Origin of the sequence: Pseudodesulfovibrio sp. zrk46 (assembly GCF_012516435.1) — a bacterium.
Classification (GTDB): domain Bacteria; phylum Desulfobacterota; class Desulfovibrionia; order Desulfovibrionales; family Desulfovibrionaceae; genus Pseudodesulfovibrio.
The window spans coordinates 1015941-1041418 of the sequence record NZ_CP051216.1 but is presented as its reverse complement, the minus strand read 5'-3'; the positions used below and the strand labels follow the sequence as shown (position 1 = coordinate 1041418).

General features: G+C 57.3%; 19 protein-coding genes. 5 read left to right on the top strand and 14 right to left on the bottom strand.

Going from position 1 to position 25478, the window contains the following annotated elements:
• The first annotated feature begins 43 nt into the window (after positions 1-43).
• From HFN16_RS04760 to HFN16_RS04745, 4 genes are all read left to right on the top strand, one after another.
• Positions 44-1177 carry an amidohydrolase family protein gene (locus HFN16_RS04760; protein ID WP_168889617.1) on the top strand — a complete coding sequence of 378 codons (1134 nt, stop codon included), beginning with the start codon at positions 44-46 and terminating at the stop codon, positions 1175-1177.
• Positions 1178-1195: 18 nt separating this feature from the next.
• Positions 1196-2125 (top strand): aspartate carbamoyltransferase catalytic subunit, encoded by a 930-nt coding sequence (locus HFN16_RS04755; RefSeq protein ID WP_168889616.1) that lies wholly within the window; start codon positions 1196-1198, stop codon positions 2123-2125.
• Positions 2126-2408: 283 nt separating this feature from the next.
• Positions 2409-3692, top strand: coding sequence for a dihydroorotase (locus tag HFN16_RS04750; RefSeq protein ID WP_168889615.1), 1284 nt, complete (start codon positions 2409-2411; stop codon positions 3690-3692).
• 113 nt (positions 3693-3805) lie between these two features.
• Positions 3806-5140, top strand: coding sequence for an HD domain-containing protein (locus HFN16_RS04745; protein WP_168889614.1), 1335 nt, complete (start codon positions 3806-3808; stop codon positions 5138-5140).
• Between the two features lie 232 nt (positions 5141-5372).
• Here HFN16_RS04745 and HFN16_RS04740 read toward each other — a convergent pair whose 3' ends face one another.
• Complete coding sequence (locus tag HFN16_RS04740) at positions 5373-5945, bottom strand: SIS domain-containing protein (protein ID WP_168889613.1); 573 nt, start codon at positions 5943-5945, stop codon at positions 5373-5375.
• 375 nt (positions 5946-6320) lie between these two features.
• On the opposite strand from HFN16_RS04740, the gene HFN16_RS04735 reads away from it, so the two are divergent.
• Positions 6321-7340 carry a GDP-mannose 4,6-dehydratase gene (locus tag HFN16_RS04735; protein ID WP_168889612.1) on the top strand — a complete coding sequence of 340 codons (1020 nt, stop codon included), beginning with the start codon at positions 6321-6323 and terminating at the stop codon, positions 7338-7340.
• A 398-nt stretch (positions 7341-7738) separates the two neighbouring features.
• Here the strand turns inward: HFN16_RS04735 and HFN16_RS04730 are convergent, their stop codons facing one another.
• Genes HFN16_RS04730 through HFN16_RS04670 form a run of 13 tightly spaced genes read right to left on the bottom strand, consistent with a single transcriptional unit; the run spans position 7739 to position 25453 of the window.
• The gene (locus HFN16_RS04730; RefSeq protein WP_168889611.1) at positions 7739-8539 is read right to left on the bottom strand and encodes a glycosyltransferase; all 801 of its coding nucleotides are present in this window, start codon (positions 8537-8539) and stop codon (positions 7739-7741) included.
• Between the two features lie 14 nt (positions 8540-8553).
• A complete protein-coding gene (locus HFN16_RS04725) occupies positions 8554-11124 on the bottom strand; it encodes a 5'-nucleotidase C-terminal domain-containing protein (protein WP_168889610.1) in 2571 nt (856 codons plus the stop codon).
• A 38-nt stretch (positions 11125-11162) separates the two neighbouring features.
• A complete protein-coding gene (locus tag HFN16_RS04720) occupies positions 11163-12182 on the bottom strand; it encodes a GHMP kinase (RefSeq protein ID WP_168889609.1) in 1020 nt (339 codons plus the stop codon).
• Positions 12179-14359, bottom strand: coding sequence for an HAD-IIIA family hydrolase (locus HFN16_RS04715; protein ID WP_210772233.1), 2181 nt, complete (start codon positions 14357-14359; stop codon positions 12179-12181). Before HFN16_RS04715 ends, HFN16_RS04720 begins: the two co-directional genes overlap by 4 nt.
• A complete protein-coding gene (locus tag HFN16_RS04710; protein ID WP_168889607.1) occupies positions 14352-16898 on the bottom strand; it encodes a glycosyltransferase 61 family protein in 2547 nt (848 codons plus the stop codon). Before HFN16_RS04710 ends, HFN16_RS04715 begins: the two co-directional genes overlap by 8 nt.
• Position 16899: 1 nt before the next feature.
• Complete coding sequence (locus tag HFN16_RS04705) at positions 16900-18507, bottom strand: radical SAM protein (protein WP_168889606.1); 1608 nt, start codon at positions 18505-18507, stop codon at positions 16900-16902.
• A 1-nt stretch (position 18508) separates the two neighbouring features.
• Positions 18509-19363, bottom strand: coding sequence for a radical SAM/SPASM domain-containing protein (locus tag HFN16_RS04700; RefSeq protein ID WP_168889605.1), 855 nt, complete (start codon positions 19361-19363; stop codon positions 18509-18511).
• A gap of 29 nt (positions 19364-19392) precedes the next feature.
• Complete coding sequence (locus HFN16_RS04695) at positions 19393-20505, bottom strand: radical SAM protein (protein WP_168889604.1); 1113 nt, start codon at positions 20503-20505, stop codon at positions 19393-19395.
• Positions 20506-20514: 9 nt separating this feature from the next.
• Positions 20515-22116, bottom strand: a complete 1602-nt coding sequence (locus HFN16_RS04690) for a hypothetical protein (protein WP_168889603.1) — start codon at positions 22114-22116, stop codon at positions 20515-20517.
• Positions 22116-22796 (bottom strand): class I SAM-dependent methyltransferase, encoded by a 681-nt coding sequence (locus tag HFN16_RS04685; protein ID WP_168889602.1) that lies wholly within the window; start codon positions 22794-22796, stop codon positions 22116-22118. The genes HFN16_RS04690 and HFN16_RS04685 overlap by 1 nt, the downstream gene beginning before the upstream one ends.
• Positions 22796-23518 (bottom strand): sugar phosphate nucleotidyltransferase, encoded by a 723-nt coding sequence (locus HFN16_RS04680; RefSeq protein ID WP_168889601.1) that lies wholly within the window; start codon positions 23516-23518, stop codon positions 22796-22798. The genes HFN16_RS04685 and HFN16_RS04680 overlap by 1 nt, the downstream gene beginning before the upstream one ends.
• Positions 23499-24482 carry a kinase gene (locus HFN16_RS04675; RefSeq protein WP_168889600.1) on the bottom strand — a complete coding sequence of 328 codons (984 nt, stop codon included), beginning with the start codon at positions 24480-24482 and terminating at the stop codon, positions 23499-23501. Before HFN16_RS04675 ends, HFN16_RS04680 begins: the two co-directional genes overlap by 20 nt.
• Complete coding sequence (locus tag HFN16_RS04670; RefSeq protein ID WP_168889599.1) at positions 24479-25453, bottom strand: NAD(P)-dependent oxidoreductase; 975 nt, start codon at positions 25451-25453, stop codon at positions 24479-24481. The genes HFN16_RS04675 and HFN16_RS04670 overlap by 4 nt, the downstream gene beginning before the upstream one ends.
• Positions 25454-25478 lie beyond the last annotated feature (25 nt).

The window sequence follows — 25478 nt, the reverse complement described above, 5'->3', positions numbered from 1 at the left end:
ATTTTACCAGTACATTTCTCACTTTCGGAGTGTTGAATCAGGGATGCCTGAACTCTTTCGTGCGGCCAAAGCCGCGACCATGACGCCTGGCAGGGCGATGATCGACAATGCTGCGATCATCGTTGAGCGAGGCGTTATTCATGAGGTCGGTACATACGCCGACCTCGGCACATCCTTTTCCGGTACGGTCACCGATCTTGGTGACGTCACTATTGCTCCCGGTCTCGTCAATGCCCATTCTCATCTGGAACTGGCTCACCTGCTCGGCAAATGCCCGGCTGGCGAGGGTTTCGTGGTGTGGGTGGAAAACCTGCTCCAGCAGCCCATCTATGAATTGGATGACCAGTTGCTTGATCAGGCATTGAAAGAGCTGCAGCGAACCGGGACCGTTATGGTCGGGGATATCGCCACCCGTTTTGCAAAACACATGGCCGGAGTACTTGAAGCTTCCGGTCTTTTTTTTGCGGTTTTTGTGGAGGCCATCGGCGAAAAACTGCCGCGCAAGACCTTCATCCCCAAGGGTGACTTTGATCACGGAGTTCTCTCCGTGGCCGGACACTCTCTCTACACCACCCATGTGGACGTCTTGAAGGGCGCCAAGGCCGAGGCCGTGCAACGCAACCTGCCGTTCTCGCTCCATCTGGCCGAGCACGATGACGAAGTCGCCATCATGGCGGGCGAGCCGAGCGCGTTTCTGGATCTGCTGCAAGCTCGCGGCAGGCTGCTCGACTTCACGCCGCCCAAGAAGCGTCCGGTACAGCAGGCTGTAGAGCTGGGCCTGCTCGACGAGACCACACTGGCCGTACACTGTGTGAAGGTGACGGACGAGGATATCGAGAGCGTGCGCCAGTCCGGCGCCACAGTCTGCCTCTGCCCGCGCTCCAACGAGTACATCGGTGTGGGCCGTGCGCCGTGGGAGAAGTGGTTTGCTTCGGGTACGCCGCTCTGTCTCGGCACCGACTCGCTGGCATCCAACACCGACCTCGATCTGTGGAACGAGGCGGTGTATATCAAACAGAATTTTCATGGCGAACTCTCCTTTGAGGCGTTGCTCGCCATGCTGACCCGCACCCCGGCAAAAATAATGGGCGCGGGCGACAGACTTGGTACATTGGAACCCGGCAAACAGGCTGTGTTCGCCACGGTTCCCGATAAAATACACGAGCTTTTTCAATAGGCTGGAGGCAACAGCAGCATGAAGTGGCTACACAAGGATTTATTGGACGTCTCTCAACTTTCGAAGTCCGAGGTCATGTCGATCTTCGAGACCGCAGGGAGATTTCAGGAATTGCAGGAACGTCCGGTCAAGAAGGTGCCGACCCTCAAGGGCCGGAGTGTCATCCTCTTTTTCGCGGAGCCGAGTACCCGCACCAAGACCAGCTTTGACGTGGCTGGTAAACGGCTTTCCGCTGACACCTTTTCGCTGGCAAAGAGTTCGTCCAGCCTGACCAAGGGCGAGACGCTCAAGGACACGGCTCTGACGTTGCAGGCCATGGCTCCGGATGCCATCGTCATCCGCCACTGGTGTTCCGGCGCGGCCCGGTTCCTCGCCAATCGTCTCGACTGCGCCATCATCAACGCTGGTGATGGTCGTCATGCACACCCGACGCAGGCGCTCCTCGATTCCTTCACCCTGCATCAGGAGTGGGGCGATCTGGCGGGCAAGACGATCCTCATTCTCGGTGACATCGCTCACTCTCGCGTGGCCCGTTCCAACGTGATCCTGCTCAACAAGCTCGGCGCCAAGGTTCGTCTGTGTGCGCCTCGCACGTTGCTGCCCCACGGCGTGAAGCATTGGCCGGTGAAGGTCTACTCCGATCTCAACGAAGCCTCCAAGGGTGTGGACGCCGTCATGTGTCTGCGTCTGCAGTTGGAGCGTCAGAAGGACGGTCTGCTGCCCGATTTGCGCGAGTATTCCCGTACCTTCGGTCTGGGTCAGCGTCACATCGATCTCGCCAACCCGGATGTGAAGATCATGCATCCCGGGCCCATGAATCGCGGCGTGGAAATCGCGTCCGATCTGGCCGACTGCGCCGATTCGCTGGTGCTCGATCAGGTGTCCAGCGGCGTAGTAACCAGAATGGCCCTGCTGTTCCTGTACATGACGCGCAAAGGCGAAGAGTAGAAGGCAGAATATGAAACCGCCTTCGGCGGGATGATGAATGGACTAGCAGGGCTTCCCGCCCTGCACCCGGCCAAAGGCCGAGGGCCTTTGGAATCCCGTCTGCGGCTGTCGCCGCAAGGTTGTTTAAATGAGAGAGTTTCCACGTTCGCAGGGCTTCGAGCGAAGCGAGCGACAAAAAGTTTAGGAGGGTGTCGGGAACCTTTTACAAAAGGTTCCTGACCCGTCGGAGACGCCCCCGGCAGGGCCGCCGGAGGCAACCCCGAAATTAACCATGGAGGACAGCATGGCTAAGATAGATTTGATAGTTCGTAGAGCCAAATTAGACGGCAAAGAAGTCGATATTTTCGTTTCCAAAGGCAAAATCGTCGAGGTGAAGAAATCCGCTGAAACCATCGACGCTGGCGACGCCAAAGTGGAAGAGGCCTTTGGCCTGACCGTCATGGCGTCCATGACCGACGTGCACGTACACCTTCGTGAACCGGGCTTCGAATACAAAGAAGATGTGGAATCCGGTCTGCGGGCTGCTGCCTGGGGCGGGTTCTCCAATATCCTGTGCATGGCCAACACCAAGCCGGTGAATGACGATGACTCCGTCACCAAGCTGATGCTGGAGCAGGCCCGTAAGTTCTGGCCCAAAGGCCCCCGCCTGTTCCCCATCGGCGCACTGACCAAAGGGTTGAAAGGCGAAGAGCTGGCTCCCATGGCCGAGCTGGCCGAGGCAGGTTGCGCGGCATTCTCCAATGACGGTGTGCCGGTCAAATCCACGGAGCTGTTCCGTCGTGCCATGGAATATGCCTCTGACTGGGATAAGGTGGTCATCGATCACTGCGAAGACCCCTATATGGGCGTGGCCGCTGGCGTGAACGAAGGCGTTGTTTCCAGCCGCCTCGGATTGCCTGCCCAGCCGGATATGGCCGAGGCCCTGCAGGTGGCGCGTGATGTGCTGCTGGCTGAGTACCTCGAGCTGCCCATCCACCTCGCGCACATCTCTTGCCGCAAGTCTCTGGACCTGATCCGTTTCGCCAAGGAGCGCGGCGTGAAGGTCACAGCCGAGACCGCACCGCACTATCTGGTGCTGACCGAGGATTACCTCGAAAATGAGGCCACTGAATACGACACCAATGCCAAGGTGAACCCGCCGCTGCGTACGCTCGACGACCAGAATGCCATGCTGGAAGGGCTGAACGACGGTACCATCGACTGCCTCGCCACCGACCATGCGCCTCATGCAGCCCATGAGAAGGAGACCGAGTTTGATGTGGCCCCGTGCGGCATCACCGGGCTGGATACGGCCCTGTCCGTTACGTGGCAGCTGGTCAAGGACGGCAAGCTCAAGAAGGAAGCCTTCACCCGCGCCTGGACCACGGCTCCGTGTGAAATATTCAAGCTGCCCGTGAACACTTTCCAGCCCGGCGATCCTGCTGATTTCTTCCTTTTTGATGAGGCAGAGGAGTGGACAGTCGAGCCTCAGGCCTTACATTCAAAGGGCAAGAACACGCCTTTGCTCGGAACCACCCTGAAAGGTCGGGTAAAAACCCATTTCATTCAGGGCAAAAAAATTGTATAAGACCGAGCATTGTTAGGTCTGAAACGGCCTTGGGCCGTGAAAAATAGAATTAATGGAGGTTGTTCAGAGCCGTTGTTGTAGACGGGGCTAGGACGACCAAATCAAGGAGAGACATGAGTCAGCCTTTTAAAGACGCAGTTGGTTTCTGTAAAACCATCATGCGTAACGGTTTTGACGCCTACGTGGTCAATGTTCGTCTCCAGGCTCTGACCCTGGACGAATCGGGCAACGAAAAGGAACTCGATATCTGCACCGACGCCGGACTGGATGAGCTGCAGAAATACTTCCCCAACCTGGAAGCATCCAAGGACAAGGGAATCATCGGCACCCTGCTTGAGGGTGGTGTGACATATTACTTCTACGCTGCCGACGTTGACGACGCTTCGTACGTTACCGAGGCCGTGTCCACCATGACGCCTCGCCTGCTCAAGCGTCTTGAGCTGCGTGGTGATATTCCGCTTTCCTCTGTCTGCCCCTTCATTCCCAAGGCCAAAGACGCCTACGCAGACTTCGCGGACTTCGCCGAAGGCAAGATTCGCTTCAAGGGCGATCCGGACCAGGCACTGAAGAAGGATTACACCCTCGCTTATCGCTGCCTGCGTTTTGCCGCCAACTTTGACAAGGAAATCGAGGCCAATTCCTGGGCCGCCATTGTCCGTAATGCACCCCAGGTGCTGGAGTTCGTGCCCATGGCCGAGTTCCTGGATGAGTGGCACAAGGTGGAAGCCGAGGCCATGTACCGTTTCTTCGGTCTGCTCTTCGACTCCATGCTGCTGCACGGCCTGATCCCCGAGATCGCGGCCCTGTCCCGCGTGAAGCAGATCAAGAATCCGGAATCCGGCGAGGAAGAGACTGTGCTGGAGCACACCCTCGACGTGATGCGGGCCTACCCGGAAGAACTTCCTTACGACTGGAAGGGCACCGTGGCGTGTCTGTTCCACGATGTGGGCAAGCTCTACACCGCTGAATTCTACGACGAGAAGTGGAACTTCCTGCAGCACCACCGCGTTGGTGCCAAGGCCGCCCGTCGCATCCTCAAGCGCCTGCGCTTCGAGGAGTCCGATATCGATCTGGTGTGCGATCTGGTGCAGAACCACATGCGTCCGCACTTCATGCTCACCGACAAGGGTATCCGCCGTCTGCGTTCCCTCGACGAGTACCCGCGCATCATGGAGATGGTCAAAGCGGACATCAAGGCCCGCGAAGGCTCCTGGCGTGAGTTCAACCACAACCTCAAGATGGCCGAGCGCGCTGACATCCCGGAAGACGAGATCGAACCCTTCCTCGATGGTAACCGCATCATGGTCCTCGCCAAGCTCAAGCCCGGTCCTGCCATCGGCAAGATCCGCGACGAGCTGCTCAAGGCCCAGATCCGCGACGAAGTTTCCACTCTCGAGGAAGCCGAACAGTTCGTGGTCGACTACGTAGAAGCCAACCGCATGTACTAGTCGAATCAGCCAAAAAAAAATTAAAAGGCCTGTCCGCAAGGACAGGCCTTTTTTTATTCTCTTTAAACGCTTTCCAAAAGCCGTGAGGCTGGTGAGAGTGGTGCAGCCGCTAGGCGACGGGGGCGAGGATTCTCTCGTGCCCGGCATACCTGAGGCATAAGATCTTGTACGGCTCGAAGACTCGCCTACAATTCACTTAACGCAGCAGATGCGCCGCTATACCAAGCCGAGGCTACTCCTCACAATCAGCGACCATTGTGTCGATCCAGTGATGGAGCACGGCAGCGTGACCGCTCTCGGCCATGCCGTAGGTGTCGCCGGGAAGATAGAAATTCAGATCGCCAAGAGAGCGGATCTTGTTTTGTGCGCCCATGGCGGAAAGGGTAAAGACCGAGCCGCCCAGCGAGCGAGCCTTTTCACACGCCTTGACCACGTTGGGCGAGTTGCCCGAACTGGAGATGGCCACGAACAGGTCGCCCTCATGCATGCGGCGGCGCAGCGGTTCGGCAAAGACGTCATCGTAGCTGATGTCGTTGGCCACGGCAGTGATGAGGGCGAGATCGGAAAAGACCTCGGTGCGGATATGCGCATTCTTGGCCAGATCGGCAGCCACATGGCTGGCCATGGAGGCACTCGCGCCGTTGCCTGCCAGGAAAATGGTGCCGTTACGCTCCTTGAGCTCCTTGGTCAGCAGGCACAGTCGATGGAACCCGGCATCCACGTCCAAAGACGCGCCGTTCACATCGGACACTTCCAGTCCGGCAAGGCAATTGGTCAGGCAATCTACCGCTTCGAGCCACTTCATCGCGTTCCTCCGTGGTGTCTGTATGCCCCAGCGTCGGTTTTCAGCCGTTGCGCCCGGGTAATATTGGCCACAGAGGGCTATAAGCAAAAACCGCACCGGACGCATGAGACAACAGCACGATTGACGGAGCATAGCAGCACTAGGCCCGTGTCTCAATTAATTATTCACCTCATAAACATTCCGTAGCGTCAGTCTTTTCGGGCATGTGGTTGCGGAAAAAAAGTGGCGCGACCCTATGATTCCGTCAATTTTCTGCCGATAAGTAGACAGCCTCGAGGGAAAATTGTTCACAAACCGACCCAAAGGCGATAATTTGAACGCGACCCGGCATCCTGTCGGGAGCGATACAACAACAGACCTTTCACAGCAGACAGCATGACCAAACAACGAGCATTGATTACCGGCGTCACGGGCATGGTGGGTTCCCACCTCGTAGATTATCTTCTGGAGAACACTGACTGGGATATCTACGGATGTTGTCGTTGGCGTAGTCCGCTGGATAACGTCTCCCACCTGCTGGATCGGGTGAATCGCAAGGACCGTCTCTTTTTTATCGATATGGACCTGACCGATTCCCTGTCCGTGTCCCATGCCGTGGATCAGGCCAAGCCCGACTACGTCTTTCATCTCGCGGCACAGAGTTATCCCAAGGTCAGCTTTACCAGCCCGCTGGTGACCCTCGACACGAACATTCAGGGGACCGAGCGTCTGCTTACCGCCTTGCAGCACCACGCAGATATCGATCCGGTCATCCACGTCTGTTCTTCTTCCGAGGTGTTCGGCCGCGTACCCAAGGAACAGCTTCCCATTTCCGAGACCAATCCGTTCCACCCGGCTTCGCCCTATGCCATTTCCAAGGTCGGCACTGACCTGCTCGGCCGTTACCATGCCGAATCATACGGGCAAAAGATCATGGTCACTCGCATGTTCACCCACACCGGCCCGCGTCGTGGCGACGTGTTCGCGGAATCCACCTTTGCCAAGCAGATCGCCATGATCGAACAGGGCCTTCAGGAGCCCGTGGTCAAGACCGGTAACGTCAAGTCGCTTCGCACCTGGGCCGACGTCCGCGATGCCGTTCGCGCCTACTACATGCTCGTGACCATGGATCCGCAGCCCGGCGAGGCCTACAACATCGGCGGCACCTATTCCTGCACCGTCGAGGAGATGCTCCACTATCTCATCTCGCTCTCGCCCATGAAGGACGAAATCAAGCACGAAGTCGAGGACGAGCGTCTACGCCCCCTCGATGCCGATTTGCAGCTTCCCGACACCTCCAAGTTCACCAGCCACACCGGTTGGAAGCCCGAAATATCTTTCGAGGAGACTATGCAGGATCTCCTCAATTACTGGCGCGAACGAGTCAAAAAGGAAGGTAGTTTCCTGTCCCGATAAAAGAGCGCCTCGCCGGCGGGGCAGCTTACTCAGCTGGAGCCAAAGGCCGAGGGCCTTTGGAATTCCATTGGCGATAAATGCGAAAACGCAATCTGAACGAACCAACGCTCCGCTCGGTTTTTTTCAGATTGCGTTTTAGTATTTATCGCGGGTTGATGAGTAGAGTGTCTATCGAGTTAGAGCTACTCTCATTTCATCAAACAACGACCGCCATCAGCCCTTGAGAATGAGCCATAGAAGCTGACCAAATTGAATGCCGCCGCTCAAAGTGCACGTCCTCACAGCGACAAGTCGCGTAGGACATCCCAAGGCATTCTATTTGGATCAGATCCTCGGCGAGAGCTCACGTGGCGGTGAGCACACAAAAGCCGCCTAAAAGGCGGCCTTCCTTATTTAATTTACTTCTTCTCCCCTTTCCGCCAGGCCCTCGCCTTCAACGTCAAAGCCTTCGACTCCTCCATCAAAGCATTGAACCTGTCCTTGCTATGCAACCCCACCTCACGCTGATCATGGCTGCGCACACTATACAGCGTCTTGGGAATATGAAGGAATCGCGCTCCTTCCATGGCAAAGCGAAGATAACACTCGTGGTCGTCGGCCTTGGATGCTTCGTTATACAGCCCGAACTGGTCGTGCAGAGAGCGGCGATACAGCGTGGCGACACCACACAAATACCAGTCACAGAAGCTGCGCTCGAAGTCATAGTCCGGCAGCTTGAACTCGCGGAGGATGCGCATGGAATCGTCCACCACGAACATGTCGGAATAGACGAAGTCGGCCTCGTCGTTGTCCAACGGTTCGGCCAGCGTGGAAAACATCTGGGGATGGCAGATATCATCGGAAACCACGAACGAGCAGTATTCGCCGGTCGTGGCCTTGAAACCACGGTTGTAGGTGGCGGTGGAGCCGAGGTTCGTCTCGTTCTTTAGGAAGATGATGGAGCGCTTTTTGTCGTAGCGCGCGATCTCAGCCCGACAGACCTTGTCCTTGTCCTCATCGTAGCAGGCCGCATAGGTGACCTTGTCGATCTCCACGCCCTTGATCCAGTTTTCGATGACCTCCACCGAGTTGTCTGGGGAACAGTCGTCCACGATGATCATTTCGATCTCGGGATAATCCTGAAAATAGACGGAATCGAGACACGCTTCAATGTACTCAGCGTGGTTGTAACTCGGTATGACAATGGAGATGAGAGGCATGAATGTCTCCGGGATCAGTTGTTCTTTTCCGGTGAATCGAAGCGGGCATTCAAGACTGATTTCAGGGCGTCCGCACAGGTCAGGCCCGTATCGGTCTTTTCCTTGTCGGCCAAGGGCTGGTAGCCAGTGCCGCCACTTGCGAGATAGGAGTTGATGGCGATTGTGTAGGTTCGGTCGGGATCAAAACGCTGCAGGCCCACGTTGCAGATGGTCAGGGACCCGTCTTCGTTGCGGTATGTATCCAACCCCGAAGTGTGAGGGTGGAAACCGTTGACTGTCGACGTGCACTGGCTGATGGCTCCGTTGAGCAGATCCTGCAACTCGGTTCCGGTCAATTTTACTGTGGTCAGGTTGTTACCCTGTGGCAGTACGGAGTTGAGATCGCTCATGATCTCGCCGCGCATGATGTAAATGTTGGCAGATGGTTCGCCCCGGCCCGTGATGGCAACATCTGCGCCGGAGGCGATGCGGTAGGTGTAAGCCACGTATTCGGCGAGACGGTAGGCTGAGTGCTCGTGCTCGGGGAAAAAGCGGTTGTGGTAGAGCACACGAACATCATTTGCCGGATAGCCGTGGTCATCGCGCACGAAATCTTGCGGCCCATTGCCGGTAGCGAAGAGGTGCTGCCGCAGAGCGGGAGAGCCTTGTAGCAGACGGCGGAAATAGCGACCCTGAAGGATACGCATGAAGTCGCGGCAGTGCTTCTGGTAGAAATCGGATGGCAAATCGTTGCTCTCTTTTTCAGAAGAAAGGCCTGCAAAGCCATCGATATTTCGCGCCACCAGAATGCCGTTGGCCCCGTTGAGGGTGAAATACTCGGCCTCAGGGGAGCTTTTGCTGATGTCGTATACCAGTTTCCATGTGTCGAATGCTTCCGGATTGTGGGAAAAGAAAGATTGCCTGTGGCCGGGGAACATCCGCTGGTGAAATTCCCTGTTGTAGGGGAAACAAGGGGAGCACATCACCACGGTTTCTTTGGAAATATGGTTTTGAACTGCCTGCAATGACTGTCTGGTGGCTTTGTATCCATTGCTGCCGTCAATGACCACGAGATCATAGTTCGCACCCTGCTTGGGGGTGCGGTCTACCTCACAGTATTCGGCGGCTACAGTTGCTGCAGTGTCGAGCCCTTCTGCAATCAGGGCGCTGCCGGGAGCCAGTCTCGGCAGCAGTAGTGCCATGTAGTCCTGAATGGCGGCGTAGCGGTCGAGATAATCCTCGTCCTCGGCAAAGTCCCGGATGTCGTCGATCAATTCGGGATAGTGGTTGAACGCGATGCCCAATCCTTCGGGCCCGACGGATTCCTTGGCCTTGTGGGAGTTCTTGATCTGCTGAAGCGGGCCGTCCCACAGAAGGCGGGTCTGGTCGCTGTTGAATCTTTCGGCAAGGGCGAGGAAAAAGCGGCTGTCATCGAACAGTTGGTACCAGGCTAACGACTCGGCAATTGTTCCCAGGATGCAGCAGCGCTGTTTATCGTTCAGGGGTGCTCCTACGGCGTGGATGGGGGCAGGGTTTTCGTTGAGAATAGTGGAGAGCTGCTTCCTGAGCAGGTCAGTATCCGCCAGTGTCGGAGTGCTGAACCATACGTAATTGTTGGAACCTATGTCGTAAATGGGTTTGAGCACGTCTGTGAGCGCCCAGCAGTCTTTTGTTAGGAACCGAGTGACTCTGGAGGGAGATACGTACGTAAAGTCTTGATTGATGTTCTGTTCGAAGAGGGTGATCGTGGTTTCCAGTCCGGGGGAATAGACCACATTGTTCCACCCCGAGCCACTTGGCCCGCCGACGATTTTGGCATTGCCAAAAGTGGTGACAACTTCCTTCATGCTCATTAATTGCGGGTGAATTGTCGAGAAACCAAAGGATTCGAAAACGTGCTGCACATCTTCGTCATTGAGAATTCTTCGGGCGGTGGGCGGCAATTTGGCACGGGAAAAGTATATGCGCTCTGCCCCTTTCTTGCTTCGCAGTTCAGGGTCTTTTAGTGGCTCTGTGACGGCCATTTGCCTGTACGGGTGCAGACAGATGTCTGTTGCACTCGCCGTAGAAGGTACATGCAAGGTCTCAAATGTTGTAGGTTGGGATATGTAGACAATGTCTTTGTCCACATCAATGCCGTACAATTCAAAGAATTCTTCGAAGAATCTGCATTCACTTCGATACTGGGCGTGATTCTCCGTGTCAGTGAGCAATACCAGTTTTTTCCCGGAAAGCCCCAAATCATTCACTGCCCAGAAGCGCATGATAGTGTCGTTGAAAAAATGACCGAAATGCCAATACAGTCGGCCAAGATAAAGATATTCTCCCGTGTATCGTGTGCAGTTGGCCGGTAGCCCACAACTTCTGTAGGGGATGCTGTCCGGACCATAATCAATGGACTCGGGAACAATGGTGCCGTCTTGGAAGAACACACCATATGGCTGAGGCATGACAGTGCCATCATTCAGGGTACGGATCTGGAGAGGCGAAAAGGAATTGATAAAGGGCTTTTCAATAGGGGTACACCCGTCATCCAGCAGCATGTAGGGCATGCTCTTATTGGTTAAGGCCTCATGAAAGACCACTACGCCGTCGTTGTTTCCCATTCTCTCTGTCCCTGAATTCCGTTCGTTGTTCCGGAGAATTACATCCCACCCACGATCATGCGGCTGCCGTGGGGGTCGCAGGCGAATTTGACTTCGGCCATGCCCTTCATGGCATTGCGCAGGTCGTCCTGTTTGTCCTTGGGACAGGCGAAAAGCAGGAAACCGCCGCCGCCTGCGCCAGCCACCTTGCCGCCCCATGCGCCTGCCTTGATGCCCTTGTCGAAGCACTCATCGATGAAGCCGGAGCTGATGCCGGACGCCATGCGTTTCTTGGACTCCCAGCTCTCGGCCAGTGCGTCACCGAACCGCTTGGGCGTTACCGTGCCGTTGACGAACTCGTCGCGCATATTGATGGCGATGTTACGGATATTGTGCATGTGGGTGATGCGGTCGCCGGTCTTTTCGCGTTGCTCGGACAGGATATCGTCCGCGCTGCGGCGAATGCCGGTCCAGAAGACCACCAAATGATCGAAAATATCCTGCTGCAGGCCGCTGTCGAGGATCAGGGGCTCCACGCGCACGGAATCATCGGGCAGGAACTTGAAGGTGTTCATGCCGCCAAAGGCCGCGGCGTACTGGTCCTGCTTGCCGATGGGTTTGTCGATACGGTCGATCTCGATGTAGCACGCTTCTTCGGCCAATTGTCCTGCGGACTTCTTGCGCCCTTGGAAGGCGTGGAGCGCGTTGAGCAGGCCCACGGCAAAGGAGCTGGAGGTGCCCAGCCCGGTTCCGGCCACGGAGTCGGCCACGGTGCTGATGTAGAGGGGGCCGCCGATGTCCAGATGGATCAAGGACTCGCGAATGATGTCGTTCTCGATATCCTTCACGTCCGAGATGATCTCCGATTTGGAGTAGTTGAGGCGGATGTTCTCCTCGAACATCTCCGAGTGCCGCTTGATGGTGACGTAGATGTAGCTGTCGATGGCCGCACTCAAGGTGAACCCGAAATCCGAGTTCTTGTAGTACGTATCGATGTCGCTGCCGCCTCCGAAGAAGGAGATGCGCAGCGGCGTCTTGGAAATGAACAGGTTGGATTCGCAGTTGTCTATAAGACTCATGACATCCTCTCCATGATGATGCGCAGGTGGCTGCTCGCGTCACACGAGTCGATGGCCGCCTGCAGGTATGGAATGATTTCCGCCAGTTTCCTGTTGTAGTCGTATCCGTCTTCGTGGCTCTTGAACCCGAGATAGTCAATGACGTCCAGTCCGTAGTAGTCCAGCTTGGTGATGCGGAACCCGGTCTCGGACGCGAGGTAGGCCAGCGACTGCTCCGAATGGAATGCGTTGTGGAAGAAGGGGTGGAGGCAGTGGTGGCGGTTGCCCAGCATCTTCCAACCCACTGAGTGGATGTTGGGGATGTAGATGGCCATATGGCCACCGGGCTTCATGATGCGATGGAACTGCTCGAACAGGGGCGCGGGCTTATTGATATGCTCCAGCACGTCGAACAGGGCCACCATGTCGTAGTGGTTGTCCGGCTCTTCTTCGACAGGTGTATTGGCGATGTTGAAGCCTTCGCCCTCGCCATAGGCGTGACGATCGGCGCTGGCATCCAGCCCCTTGTTGGCGATGCCCATCATGTCGAGCACGCTCAGGAACATGCCTTCGCCGCAGCCGAAGTCGAGGACGCGGTAGCCCTCTTCGCCGAAGTTCGGGATGAGGCGCTTGAAGTACTGCACCCGGTCCACGAAGAGCTTGTGCTTGCGGTAATCAAAAGTGTCGAGGGTCGCGTCCTTGGCAGCGGATTCACTGGTGTACCATTCGTTGATGGCGTCCTCGGCCTCCTCGCAATCAAGATTGGGATAGGTCAGGCCGCAGTGAGCGCAGGAGAGCAGACGGTAAGTCTTGTACTCCATGAACAGGGACTTGTTCTCGTCACCGCACAGGGGGCAGGCCATGTCTTCATCCTGCTTGAGGAATTTGGCGTAGAGCTCCATGGAGTGTTCGTTGTCGGCTACCACTTTGGCGTAGTAGTCGTCGATGCGCAGGCGGTTGACGTCGAACTCATAGATCTTCTTGTTGGGGAAGAGGTCGGACTCGCTCTTGTCGCCGTAGATCACATGCAGGGCTGCGTCGGTCAGAGTGCGATCACCCTTGATGTGATAGAAGCGCGCGCCTGCGTTGTCGGCGGCAATGCCGTCCCGTTCGTCGTCGCCGATGAAATAGGTCTTGGCCAGATTGAGATGATGTTCGCGCTGGGCCGCGTAGAGCATTCCGGGTTTGGGCTTGCGGCAATCGCAATCCTCGTCCCAGTGGTGGGGGCAGCAGTAGATGGCCTCGATGGGCACGCCTGCTTCCCGCTTCATGTTCTCGTGGATGAGGTCCAGATGCTCCTGCGTCACCATGCCACGGGCAATGCCCGCCTGATTGGTGATGAGGATGATGCGGTATCCCGCGTCGTGGAACAGCTTCAACCCTTCGCGTGCGCCGGGCAGCCACTCCCACTGGTCCCACTCGGCCACATATTCGCCGCGCGGGGCCTTCTTGTTGAGCACGCCGTCCCGGTCCACCAACACGGCCTTGTTGCCGGAAAAGAACGCCGTGGTCAGGGGCATGCGGCGGAAATCGCCCACGCTGTAGTAGCGGTGGCCCGTGACCGAGGCATAGAGCGCCTTCTGGTCCACCAGCTGCGGGTATACTTCCTTCTCAAAGGAGCAGTTGGACTCGGGGATGAGGTCCAGCACCTCGCGCTTGGTAATCATGTAGCCGATGTCCACGCCCTGCAAATTTTCGGCGGTGCGCGTCTTGTCGTACAACTCGATGAGGCCGTCTTCGGCGATGCGCAGGTTGTTTTTGGTGTAGCCGTCCTTGTTGTCGTAGACGGTCACCAATGCCTTGATGTCCTCGGTGGCGGCAAACTTCTCGGCCATACGGTCGAGGCGGATGGGCACGTAGTTGTCGCAGTAGAGGAACAGGAAGGTGTCGTCCACCATCTCCTTGGCTTTGCGCAGGCGGGTGCCGGTGTCGTCTTCCTCGGGCGTGACGTTGTACTCGATCTCCACGCCGAAGCGGGAGCCGTCGCCAAAGTAGGAGGTGACGGACTCGGCCATGTAGCCCAGCAGGAGCAGCACCCTGGTGATGCCCTGTTCCTGCAACTGGCCGATGACGTGCTCCAGAAACGGCTTGTTGCCGAACTCCACCATGGGCTTGGGGCAGACATTGGTCAGCGGCCTGAGGCGGGAGCCTTGTCCTCCGGCGAGGATGACGGCCTGTTTCGGTTGAAATCTATTCATAATCATACCTGGATAATGCGTTCTTCAGGGCGTCGAGACAGGTGACGCCAGTGTCGGTGTGCGGCAGGTCTGCCAGTGTCTGATATCCGGGATAGCCGTTGGCGAACCGGGAGTTGACCACCAGTGAGTATTCGCGTTTCGGATCGAACTGCTCCGCGCCGATGGCGTGGACCGTGACGTATCCCTCGTTGTCGCGGGTCATGTCCATGCCCGATGCGTGGGGGTAGAAGCGGTTCTTGAGTGGCGTGCACTGGCTGACCGCGTTGTTCACGATGTCCACTATCTGCTGGCCGGTGAGGGTGAACACGCACAGGTTCTCTTCGTTGGGCAACACGGCCTCGGGCGAACCTACCACCGTGTTGTTGACCACGTAGAGTCCGGCGAATCCTTCCCAGCCGCCCACCACGGCCACGTCGGCCTTGGCGGCCTGCCGGTAGCTGTAGGCGATGAAATCGGCCAGACGGTAGGAAGTGCCAGCCGCGGCCGCACGGGACTTGTTGAAATAGTATCGCTTGATGCTGTTGTCTTCGGACAGGAATTCGCCAGCCGGGATGACCACGGGAGCCAGTCCTTTCAGGGGAGCGCCCGGCTTCACCGTGTTGTGGCGCAGATGACGGAAGAAGTGTTTGCCCCGCACCATGCGCAGGAAACCTTCGCCGTAGATGTCCCGGTCGCGGGATTCCATGGCGTCGATGTCGGCCGCTTCAATGGCCGGAGACTCTGCCTTGTTCCCGTTGGGGAAGGCCAGCAGCACGCCGTTGTCCACGTTGACGGTGACGTAATCCAGATGACCGAAGTTGGCGTTCAGGTCATAGGCGATCTTCCAGCTGTCAAAGACCGGGCGATGCTGGAATTCCGTGAACTGGCGCAGATTGGACACCAGCTTGGGGAAGTATTCGTCGTCAAAGGGGAGCACGCCCTGAATGGCGATGCAGCCCTTGGGCGCGAGGGACTTGAGCGCGTTGTCGAGAGCCTCGCGCACGGCCGGGTAACCCTGGGTGCCGTCCAGCATGATGCAGTCGTAGGTTTCGCCCGGTTCCACGGTCTCGTCCACTGTGACGCCGTAGCTCGCCAGTCGATCCTTGACCTCAGCCGGGGCTGCCATGCGCTGCATGTTGCAGCGCGGGGTCAGCAGGGCCAGCAGGTCTTCGGCCTTGGCATACTGGTTGAAATATTCTTCGTCCTCGCAATGGGTGCGCAGGTCATCCTGCAGGAACGGATGCTCCGAGGTGTCCACGGTGAAGCAGCGGTTGGTCAGGGGACGCTCGACTCTGGGAGCAGCCTGCTCGCCCTTGAGTACGTTAGCCACTTGTCCAACGAAGGGGCGCTCCGGGTCTCGCTGCTTGGCGAGATACAGGAACATGCCTGCTTCGTCGTACATGCCGAAGTGCCCCAGCGAGGAGGCCACGTTGGCGTGCAGGTCGGCGCGGCCCGGTTCGTCCATGGCAAAGGTGACCGGGTAGACCTTGGAAGGCTTTTCATTGAGCACGAAGGAGAGCTGTTCGGTCAGCTTTTCCGTGTCGATGAAGGCCGCCGGGGTGTACCAGAACACGTTGTTGTTGAACCGGTAGGCGGGTTTGATCAAACCCTTGAGGGAGTAAACGTTGTCGATGATGGACGACACGATGTGGGCCATGGTCGGTTCGCGGTAGTTCACGAAGTCATCATACATGATGATACCCTTGTCGACCTTGGGCGAGAACATGGCGTTGTTGATGGCTGAGCAGTGTAGGCAGGCCGCCACGTCGATGTCGGAAAAGGAGAGGATTTCCTCGTCCAGCTCCAGCGCGTGGGGCTGGATGATGGAGAAACCGAAGCTGCGGTACACGTTCTCAACATCGTCCTCGTTCATGATGTAACGCGTGGATGCGGGCAGGCCCTTGCGGGAGAAGTAGACTCGCTTGGGGGCTTCAAAGCCCGGGTTGCGGTCCTTGAGGGTGTCGACAACCCGGCTCATCTCCTTCTTGCGGAAGGGATGAATGGTGAACTCGCGTGAAATGGCGGGTGTTGGGATGTACAGGGTTTCGAAGAGCTCGGGTTCGAATACGAACTTGATGTCTGTGCGGTCGTCGATGCCGAGGAAATCGAAAAAGTCCACCACGAAGGGGCAGTTGTTCCGGTTGTAGAACGTCAGGTGTGGGTTGTTCAGATAGACCAGCTTCTTGCCCTTGAGGAACTCGGGCTCCAGCGCCCAGAGACGGCTCAGGGCTTCCACGAAAAAGTGGCCGTAGTGGCTGATCATGTGGCCCATGTAAATGTACTCGCCTTTGATCGGTTCGAGGCGGCTGGTGATGGCCGTGTCGATGGAGCCGGTGTGCAGGTACTGGGGCAGCAGGGATTCCGGAATAACCGGGCCGTGCTTGTGGAACACGCCGGACGGTGAGTAGGAGGCCACCACGTTGGTGAACTTCTGGAGTTCAAGGGACCGGAAGTCGGTCAGCACCTCGTGCTCTCCGGTGTTCAGGTCGCGGTCCACGCTGGTGTATTTCAGCGGGAATTCCGGCATAGCCTTGCAGGCGGTGTACAACACTTCGGACATATTATGCTTCCTCAAGCAGGCTCATATCCAGCAGATGGCTGTGATCCTTGAGCAGTTTTTGCGAATAGGGGTGGTTCTTGGCCCAGTCCACCATGGTGGCGCGGGTGGTTGCGGCTTCTTCTTCCATGCCCAGAGCCTCGTAGCACTTGAAGGCCATGTACACGGCAAAGATGTGTCCCGGCACGCGCTTCATCAGGGCCACGAAGTAATGCAACGCCTTCTTGTATGCGCCGCGCTTGAAGTTCTTGTTCTCCACGAAGTTCAGGCGCAGGTTCAGGTCGTTGAGGGTGTAGTTCATCTCTTCGGCCGTGATGCCGTCCATGTCGAAGATGCGGTTACGCCAGATGGTATTGGCCCACAGCTTGGGGCCGTCCTCGATGACGCCCTTCTCTATCAGCTCCAGATAGAGGGGGCTGGCGGGCAGCGGATAGTAGATGTTGATGTTCAGCCAGTCCGCATCGAGATTGGTGATGTAGTCGATGGTTTCGTCCAGCAGCTCCTTGGTCTCGCGCGGCAGGCCAATGATGATGTTGGTGCGGGAGAAGACGTCGTCACGCTGGTGCACGTACTGCATCAGGTCACTGGAGCGCTCCAGATCGATGTCCTTGCGCATGATCTCCTTCAGCGTGGTGGGCGAGCCGGATTCGGGCGCAAAGCCGATGAAGATGGCTCCGGCCTCGAACATCTTGTCCAGAATTTCCTTGTCCAGGCAGTTGATGTAGAGCCCGTTGCCAAAGGAAAGTTTGAGGTCGCCGAACTCCTCGCGCAGTTCCATGAAGCCGTCGAGCAGTTCCATGCACCGCTTCTTGTTGGCGTTGAACATGTCGTCCGCGATGTGGAAGCCGGTCACGCCGTACTTGCGGTTCATCTCGCGCATCTCGTCGAGAATCTTGTCGTTGGGATAGAAGCGCAGGAAGCTCTTGGAGACGATGGTCTGGGCGCAGTAGGCGCACTTGCACGGGCAGCCGCGGGAGGTGAAGACATGCCACCAGACGGTGTCGTCGTCGGACTCGTAGAAGTCGGAGCCGGTGCCGCAGTCCATGTAGGCGGGAATATCCAGAATGGACCAGTCGGGCATGTGATTGAGCTTCTTGAGCTGCACCATGCGCTCGTCCGGTCCCACCAACTGGAACTTGGGCCAGTCGTAGATGCCCTGAATCAGGGCAGGCGATTTATCCGTGGTGATGTAGTCGAGGAATCCCATTTCGCCCTCGCCGCACATGACGTAGTCGGCGAAGCCATTCTCCAGCACGTAACCGCAGCAGCCAGTGGCGTGGTTGCCGCCCACGATGATGGGGGTGCCGGGATACATCTCGCGGCACAGCGCCACGACCTTGGTGAAGTAGTTCCATGAAGAACCGACCATGAGCGAGATGGCCAGCACGTCGGGCTTGTCAAAGGTCTCGAAATAGGTGCGGTAGTCCGTCTCTTTGCCGGAGTGGTAATCCAGCTTCATCTGCAGGGACAGGTCGGCCAGTTGTATCTGCACATCGGCATGCTCCTTGGCGTAAGAGGAGATGTACATGATGCCGAACGGCGGGGCGAGAGACAGGTTCTCGAAACCGCTGGGGTCCACCACAGGGAGATTGAAAAACAGGACTTTCTTCATATCAGTACCCATATTCCACGGGGAAGTTGCATTTGTCGCACGGCTCGATGAGCGGCTGGTCCTTGTTCAGGAAGCCTCGCCGGAAACGACTGAAATATTCGCAGTTGTACAGCTCCATCATGTCGTCGGAGAGCAGGTTGCCGTGATGGAATTTTTCGGCCGGGGCCGCGCAGCAGAGCATGGCCTCGCCTGTGGGCGATACGTGCAGGTACTTTTGAAGTTCCTTGCACAGCACCTTGGCCTGATTGACGTTCTCGGAGAGCTGGCCGCCCCAGTTGTGCAGGCCGGTCTTGACGATCTCGTCGCGCTTCTCCGGGTCGGTGTGCTGCTCCCAGAACTCCTTGAACTGCGGCCACTCACCCTCGTTGGCGTCCTGCTGGAGGAACTTGACGATGACGCGGGCAGGCTTGCCCAGCTCGTCGCGGGCCGCGATGAAGCCCTTCACGTTCTCCTGAATGTCGGCCAGCTTGAAGCCCTTTTCCAGTCGGGCGTAGGACTCTTCGGTGGCTGCGTCGATGGAGATCATCAGGGTGTTCAGGCCTGCCTCGATGAGCTGACGGGATTTCTCCGGTGTCAGCAGGGAGGCATTGGTGATCATGCCGAGATTTTTGAATCCCTTGTCGCGGGCGTATTCGACCATGCGAACTACATCCTTGTGCATGAGGGGCTCGCCCATGGCCGACAGGGTGAAGAACTCCACCTTGTCCACGTGGTTGGCACAATTGTCCACCACGCCGGTGTAATCCTCCCAGGACATGATGACCTTTTCGGATTCGTGGACAGGGCACATGATGCAACGGGCATTGCAGTACCCGGACAGGATGTAGAAATTGAGGTGGCTTGGAGTATATTGCATGATCGGCCTATCCTTTTCGCCTTGTCTTCTTATTCTTTGTCGCCGCTGAACGGGGCGTGGAAATCCATGGCGATGTGGGCGTACTTCTTGTTCCAGTTGGCGTAGGAGCACTGGTAGCAGAAGCGGCACGCCTTGCTCATCTTGCGTTCATCGTTGACCGCGCCGCGGAAGGCGGTGAAGGGCTCGCTGTTCCACATGGCGAAGAAGTCCTCAAGGGACTCGATCTTATGCTCGCTCAGGTTGGTCAGGTGGTCGTCCGTGGACATGCACGGGCGGATATCCAGGTCGCAGCTGATGAACAGGTCCTTCCACATGGTGTCGCACGGCTTGTGCGGCTCGTCGCCTGCCGAGCATTTGCCGATCTCATCGGGCAGACGCAGGTTCACGCCGAGGCGGTCCGCCTCTTCCTGAGCCTTGGCAAAGTGTTCCAGATAGGTTCCGTCGTTGCGCCACATGGTCTCGTCGGCCAGCGTGTTGTCAAAGGCGGTCAGGTAGATGACCTTGAGTTCGGGCACGCCCCAGTCCGAGCAGATGCGGACCATCTCGGGCAGCTCGTGGATATTGCTGTTGAACAGCAGGAAAACCAGATTCACATACGGCCTGCCATCCTTGGCCTTCTTCATGACGCCTTTGACGGTCTCCTCGATGCGGGACATCTTGGCGCCCACGCGGATACGCTCCAGCGTCTCGGCCTTGGCACCGTCCATGGAGATGGAGAGGATGTCGATGAGGCCCTTGTCCACGTATTCCATGAGCTTCTTGGGCTGCGAAGCGTTGGAGAGCAGGAACTTTCGCAGGTGCGGGAAGGTGCCGAGGTATTCGATGATCTGGTCGAACTGCGGGTTGAGCATGGACTCGCCCCAGCCGAACAGGGTTACTTCCTCGATGACGTTGTAGAGCGGTTCGAACTGCTTGATGACGGAAAAATCGAGATCGCTGAAATTGAAATCGTCAAAGTTGCGACCGCACATGATGCACTTGTAGTTGCAGCGGTTGGTCACCTCGAAGATCAGGCGGCGCGGCGCGCTCTTCAGGACCGTGGCCCCTTCCTCAATCTCCTTGAAGTTGAGCTTGGAGTTTTCCAATTGGCGCTCTGTCAGGTCGTTGGTCCTGAGCATGCTGTTGACGCGTTTGAGTCCCATTGTTTCTCCTTATTCGGCGCTGCAGGCGTGCAGCTTGTCGCACTTGGCAGTAATTTTCCGGTAGGTGTATTCGTCGTCCGCCACATTCATGAGGAGCTTTTGCTCCTGCGCGTGTCCGGCCAGAATCGGGGCCGGGGTGCGCTTGGTCAGGTCCCCGTAGCGGGAACAGCGGATCAATCCATCCTCGATGTAGAGGGTGGGGAACAATTGGCGGTATCCGATGTAGTTCGGGTGGATGGGCCGCAGCATGCCGCCCTTCATGGCGGCCAGCTTGTAGAGATGGAAATCCGACGGCATGATGGACGTGCTCACCGTGGGACGGCAGTAGTTTTCCTTGTAGCGCATCACGTTCATGACGATCATTTCTTCGGTGATGAAGGGCAGACCCGAATCCAGCGTCATGACGTTCAGGAACCGGTTCACGGTCACGCCGGGCAGGTCAGTGCTTTCGAGAAACTTGTCGAACTGCTGTCGGGACGGCCAACCAAACGCGTTGACCATGTTCGGGAAGACCATGGTCTCCGGGTAGACCTTGTGCAGGCTGTTGATGACCCGCTTGTCCTTGCCGCACAGCACCACATGCTTGAAGCCGATGCGGTTGAGCATCTCCAGAATGTCCTGCGCGTGATGGGAACAGCGGTATACGAGGTCGTTGTCCACCTTCACACAGGCCACGAAATCGTCGAAATCGCTCGCCTCGGTCCGGCTTGCCTCAGGCATGTATGGCGCGGTGAAGCGCTCCACAGTCACGGGCTTGCAGCACTGCTTGGCAAAGGCGATGTCGTCCGGCGTGTCGATATCGATGCACGGTGCGCCGTGGATATCCTTGTAGGTCCACTTGCCGGTCTTGCTGCGGTTGTTGAAGGCGTTGATGTAGGCGCGCTGGCAGTAGTACTTCTTGTTATGCGACAGCGTGCTGAAATGTTGCAGGGTTTCACCCACCTTGAAGTAGACCTGCTTGCCGGACACTTGGGGGATGGGTTCCCTTGAGATGGAAGCAAAGTGCCCCTCTTCGATGAGCTCACCGATGGCTTCGTCCAGATCCTCCACCGTGCGGAACGGATGCGTGGGGAAGAGATTCAGAGTCATGTCCGGCCAGTAGTCATGGAACATGCCCAGATTCAGTAGGGCGTGGTTCATGACGATGATCAGCTCCATGAAATTGATACCGAGCTCGTCCGGTCGCTTGATGACGTGTGCGCCGAGGGATGCGGCATAGTCACCGATTTCGTTGCCGTCTGTGGTAACTACGAACTTGTTTATGTAGCGGCTCTTGGAGCAGGCCTCCAATGTATGGCCAATGACCTTGGTGCCGTTAAGGTCCCGCAGAGCCTTGTTTGGCAGCCCGGTGGAGCCCTTGCGGGACATGATGACGGCCAGAACGTTTTCAGTGCTGTCGTCGCCCTTCTCGGCCATGGCTTCCTGATGGCACTGATGGTACTCGCGCACCCAGCGTTCCACGGTCTCGTGGGAGACGCCATAGTCCTTGAGCAGCGTGTTGTACTCAAAGCCCTGATCGGACAGAACGTAGGAGAGAACCGTGATCTTGGTCTCCAGATCCTTGGCTCCGGTGAAATCCTGCAGCATGGCCATTCGCTTCAGGGTAGTCATTACTTACCTCCCTGCCCTTTGGGGCGAAGCACGTAAATGAACTGGTACACGAGGGCGTGGGGCATGTCGTCGAACAGGCCGGGGTGGGACTTCTGTACCGTTGTCAGGCACTCCAGCTGATCCCCTTTGGGTTCCGGGCTGACCACATCATCCCGGTCCACAATCTCGTATCCGTTTTCATTCACTAGGCGGTTGAATGATTTTGGCGTAAAAAATCTCAGGTGCGTGTTGTCCAACAGCCCCACCTGGCCGTAAGAGAACTCGCCGCACAGCAGCATGGCGATGACCAGCTGGTGCGAGACGTTGGGCAGGCTCAGCACGATCTGCCCACCGGGAGCCAGCAGCTCGCGGCACTTCCGCAGGGCGGTGGCGGGATGCTTGAGGTGCTCCAGCACGTCAGCCATGACGATGACGTCGAACTCCTTGCGGGTCAGCTCGCTTTGCCAGTCGTCGCGGTCGATGTCTGCCACGATCATCTGCTCGGCATAGTTGCCGGCGCGGCCAGCAGCCTCGGCCTCGATCTCCACACCCCACACGCGGCAGCCAAGCTCGTCACGCAGATACTCGGTCATGTAGCCCTGCGCGCAGCCCAGTTCCAGCACGTCGGTCTTGCGTGGAATACGGGTCACCACCTTGTAGTGGGCGCCGTTCTTGTTTTCGAGGTTGGACTTGTACTTCATTACGCCGCTCCCTGTCCGAGCTCGTCGAAAAATGCGCCGCACGCCGCATAGGTGGCGGGCAGGCCGATGTCGATGAAGCATCCGTCGTGGACGTAGCCGCCCAGCACGCCGGGTTCCATGACATCAAGAAAATCCGTTTCCAGAGAGAACGGGCCGTCCGGGGTGTGTCCCATGAAAAAATCTGTTTGCATCAGGTAGGTGCCGGCATTGATCAACCCCGGGCCCTTGCCCTGCTTTTCGGCAAACTGCTCGATGCGCCCGGCGTCGTTCAGCACCACGCTGCCGTAGCGGGAGGCTTCATCCACTCGGGCCAGAAGTACGGATGCTCCGGCACCGCTTTCGCTGTGCTGAGTGAAAAACGCGCACAGGTCTGCATCCGTGAAGCTGTCGCCGTTGAGGAGCAGGAAGGTTTCGGGTCTGTCTTCGGTGAGAGCCAGCTTGACGGCTCCGCCCGTACCCAGCGGTTCTGCTTCGCGAGAGAAATCAACGCGCATGGAGCCATCCCACGTCGCGGCCGCACCTTCCACGGCGTCTGCCGCATGGCCGGTGCACAGCACCACCCGCCCGCAACCGGCCGCGGCCAGCTTGTCGAGCAGGAAATGGAGAAACGGCCTGCCGTTGACAGGCGCGATCACCTTGGGAACATCCGTGGCCGCCCTGAGCCGTGTGCCCAGTCCGCCAGCGAGGATGTAGGTGGTGCAATTAGCCAAGCGAGATGACATGCGATCCCTTGGTGTTGAGTTTGATGGGCACCGGGAAGCATTCACAGAAGTCCCGGTCGAACCGCTCGCGGTTTTCCTTGGGAATATAGAAAAGGAAGAATCCACCGCCGCCAGCGCCGCAGAGCTTGCCGCCCAGCGCACCGCAGTCCAGCGCCTTGTCGTATATATCGTCAAAGTGGTCAGAGGAAATCTTGTTGCTCAGTGTTTTCTTCATCTGCCAGGACTCATTGAGCAGACGCCCGAAGTCGTCATAGTTTTCAACGGGGCCCTTGAGGATGGACAGGGCCTCCTGCACCATTTCCTTCATGGTCTTGAGTTCGGTCAGCCGGTCTCTGGTGTTGTCGATAATGGACTTGGCGATCCTGAAAGACTCGCGGGATACACCGGTGAAGCAGAAGTGGAGGCAGTCCTGCAGTTCGTTCAGCTTGTGGGTTTGGAGGGCCAGCGGGTTGATGTCGATGCCGTCCGAGCCGCCGAATTCGATGTGGTTCAGACCGCCGTATGCCGCAGCAACCTGATCCTGTGAGCCGACGTATTCACCGATGAGATCCTGTTCAACGTGAATGGCCATTTCAGCCAGTTCGTACTTGTCGATTTCCTGGCCTTTCATGTGGTGCAGCGCCCGCAGCAGGCCGGCCGTGAAGGCGGAACTGGAACCGGTGCCGGACATGGCCGGGATATCGCCGGAGTGGAGCAGTTCCACGCCGTGGCCGAGGTCCATCAGGCGCAGGCATTCGCGCACAGAGGGATGCTCGATATCGTCCAATGTCTTGGCATACTCCATCTTGGTGTACCGGATGCGGTAGTGGTAATCGAAATATGGAGGCAGGGGCCTGACAAAAATATGACAATACTTGTCGATGGTGGAAGACAGCACTTCTCCACCGTGTTCTTTGTAGTATGCGGGGTAGTCCGTACCCCCTCCAAAGAAGGAGATTCGAAACGGTGTCCTGGAGATGATCATAATTGGCTCCGATACCATTCGATGGTTTTGGCAAGACCGGTGCGTATGTCCGTTTTCGGCTTCCATCCCAATATGTTAGCCGCTTTGTCCGAGTTCACGATTCGCTTGGGAATCATGGTCGGCTTGGTGGAGTCATACGCCACTTCCGCACCGTCGTACCCGTCTTCCTCAATGATGATGTCTATGAGGTCGCGCAGGCAGTACCCCTCCCCGCTGGAGAGGTTGAAAACGTCGAAAGCGCCCGGGGCTTCATTTGCCTTTTGCTGCTTGGTAGCAAGAAGCATTCCCTCGATGAAGTCATCTATGTAAACAAAGTCCTTGATGTCCTTGCCGTCGCCCCAGACCGGAACCGGATCCATGCGCTCGACGATCTTGCGGATCAGTGCGGGCAGTACGTGAGAGGTCTCCCACTCGAAGTCGTCCATGGGACCGTAAAGATTGGCCGGACGCAGCACCAGCGTGGACATGGGGTTTTTGATTTTGGTGGCGTACATCTCGCACATTTTTTCAGCGAACATCTTCATCCAGCCCACGATGAAGTATTTCTCGAAGAAATCACCAACAGCCTCTTCTTCCACTACTGCATGATCAGTCAGCGGGTATACGATGTTGGAACTAATAAAGACGAATTGGGAGACTCCACTATAGTGAGCTGCCTCCATCAATTGCGTATTCATGATGACGTTCGGTGTCAGATGAATGAGTGGCTTGTGTTCAATCTCAGCCGCTCCGGAGGTGACGGCAGCGCAATGCACCACGATATCCATGTCTTTGCAGCATCTCTCGCAGTCGTCTGCATTCGTCAGGTCGGCATGTATGTACTCGATTCGGGGGTCGTCTATGACTGCGGGAGTATTGTGAATGGTCGATCGTAACTGAGCCCCGGTTTGGAGCAGAGCAGCCAGAAGGTTGCTTCCGATAAAGCCGGTTCCGCCAGTGACGAGAATTTTCGTGTTATCGAACAAAGACATGCATTCTATCCCCTTACTTCATGGT

What these genes read in the sequence shown, in the direction of transcription:
- HFN16_RS04760 (WP_168889617.1), top strand. Translation starts at nt 44, where the DNA reads ATGCCTGAACTCTTTCGTGCGGCCAAAGCCGCGACCATGACGCCTGGC.
- HFN16_RS04755 (WP_168889616.1), top strand. Translation starts at nt 1,196, where the DNA reads ATGAAGTGGCTACACAAGGATTTATTGGACGTCTCTCAACTTTCGAAG.
- HFN16_RS04750 (WP_168889615.1), top strand. Translation starts at nt 2,409, where the DNA reads ATGGCTAAGATAGATTTGATAGTTCGTAGAGCCAAATTAGACGGCAAA.
- HFN16_RS04745 (WP_168889614.1), top strand. Translation starts at nt 3,806, where the DNA reads ATGAGTCAGCCTTTTAAAGACGCAGTTGGTTTCTGTAAAACCATCATG.
- HFN16_RS04740 (WP_168889613.1), bottom strand. Translation starts at nt 5,945, where the DNA reads ATGAAGTGGCTCGAAGCGGTAGATTGCCTGACCAATTGCCTTGCCGGA.
- HFN16_RS04735 (WP_168889612.1), top strand. Translation starts at nt 6,321, where the DNA reads ATGACCAAACAACGAGCATTGATTACCGGCGTCACGGGCATGGTGGGT.
- HFN16_RS04730 (WP_168889611.1), bottom strand. Translation starts at nt 8,539, where the DNA reads ATGCCTCTCATCTCCATTGTCATACCGAGTTACAACCACGCTGAGTAC.
- HFN16_RS04725 (WP_168889610.1), bottom strand. Translation starts at nt 11,124, where the DNA reads ATGGGAAACAACGACGGCGTAGTGGTCTTTCATGAGGCCTTAACCAAT.
- HFN16_RS04720 (WP_168889609.1), bottom strand. Translation starts at nt 12,182, where the DNA reads ATGAGTCTTATAGACAACTGCGAATCCAACCTGTTCATTTCCAAGACG.
- HFN16_RS04715 (WP_210772233.1), bottom strand. Translation starts at nt 14,359, where the DNA reads ATGAATAGATTTCAACCGAAACAGGCCGTCATCCTCGCCGGAGGACAA.
- HFN16_RS04710 (WP_168889607.1), bottom strand. Translation starts at nt 16,898, where the DNA reads ATGTCCGAAGTGTTGTACACCGCCTGCAAGGCTATGCCGGAATTCCCG.
- HFN16_RS04705 (WP_168889606.1), bottom strand. Translation starts at nt 18,507, where the DNA reads ATGAAGAAAGTCCTGTTTTTCAATCTCCCTGTGGTGGACCCCAGCGGT.
- HFN16_RS04700 (WP_168889605.1), bottom strand. Translation starts at nt 19,363, where the DNA reads ATGCAATATACTCCAAGCCACCTCAATTTCTACATCCTGTCCGGGTAC.
- HFN16_RS04695 (WP_168889604.1), bottom strand. Translation starts at nt 20,505, where the DNA reads ATGGGACTCAAACGCGTCAACAGCATGCTCAGGACCAACGACCTGACA.
- HFN16_RS04690 (WP_168889603.1), bottom strand. Translation starts at nt 22,116, where the DNA reads ATGACTACCCTGAAGCGAATGGCCATGCTGCAGGATTTCACCGGAGCC.
- HFN16_RS04685 (WP_168889602.1), bottom strand. Translation starts at nt 22,796, where the DNA reads ATGAAGTACAAGTCCAACCTCGAAAACAAGAACGGCGCCCACTACAAG.
- HFN16_RS04680 (WP_168889601.1), bottom strand. Translation starts at nt 23,518, where the DNA reads ATGTCATCTCGCTTGGCTAATTGCACCACCTACATCCTCGCTGGCGGA.
- HFN16_RS04675 (WP_168889600.1), bottom strand. Translation starts at nt 24,482, where the DNA reads ATGATCATCTCCAGGACACCGTTTCGAATCTCCTTCTTTGGAGGGGGT.
- HFN16_RS04670 (WP_168889599.1), bottom strand. Translation starts at nt 25,453, where the DNA reads ATGTCTTTGTTCGATAACACGAAAATTCTCGTCACTGGCGGAACCGGC.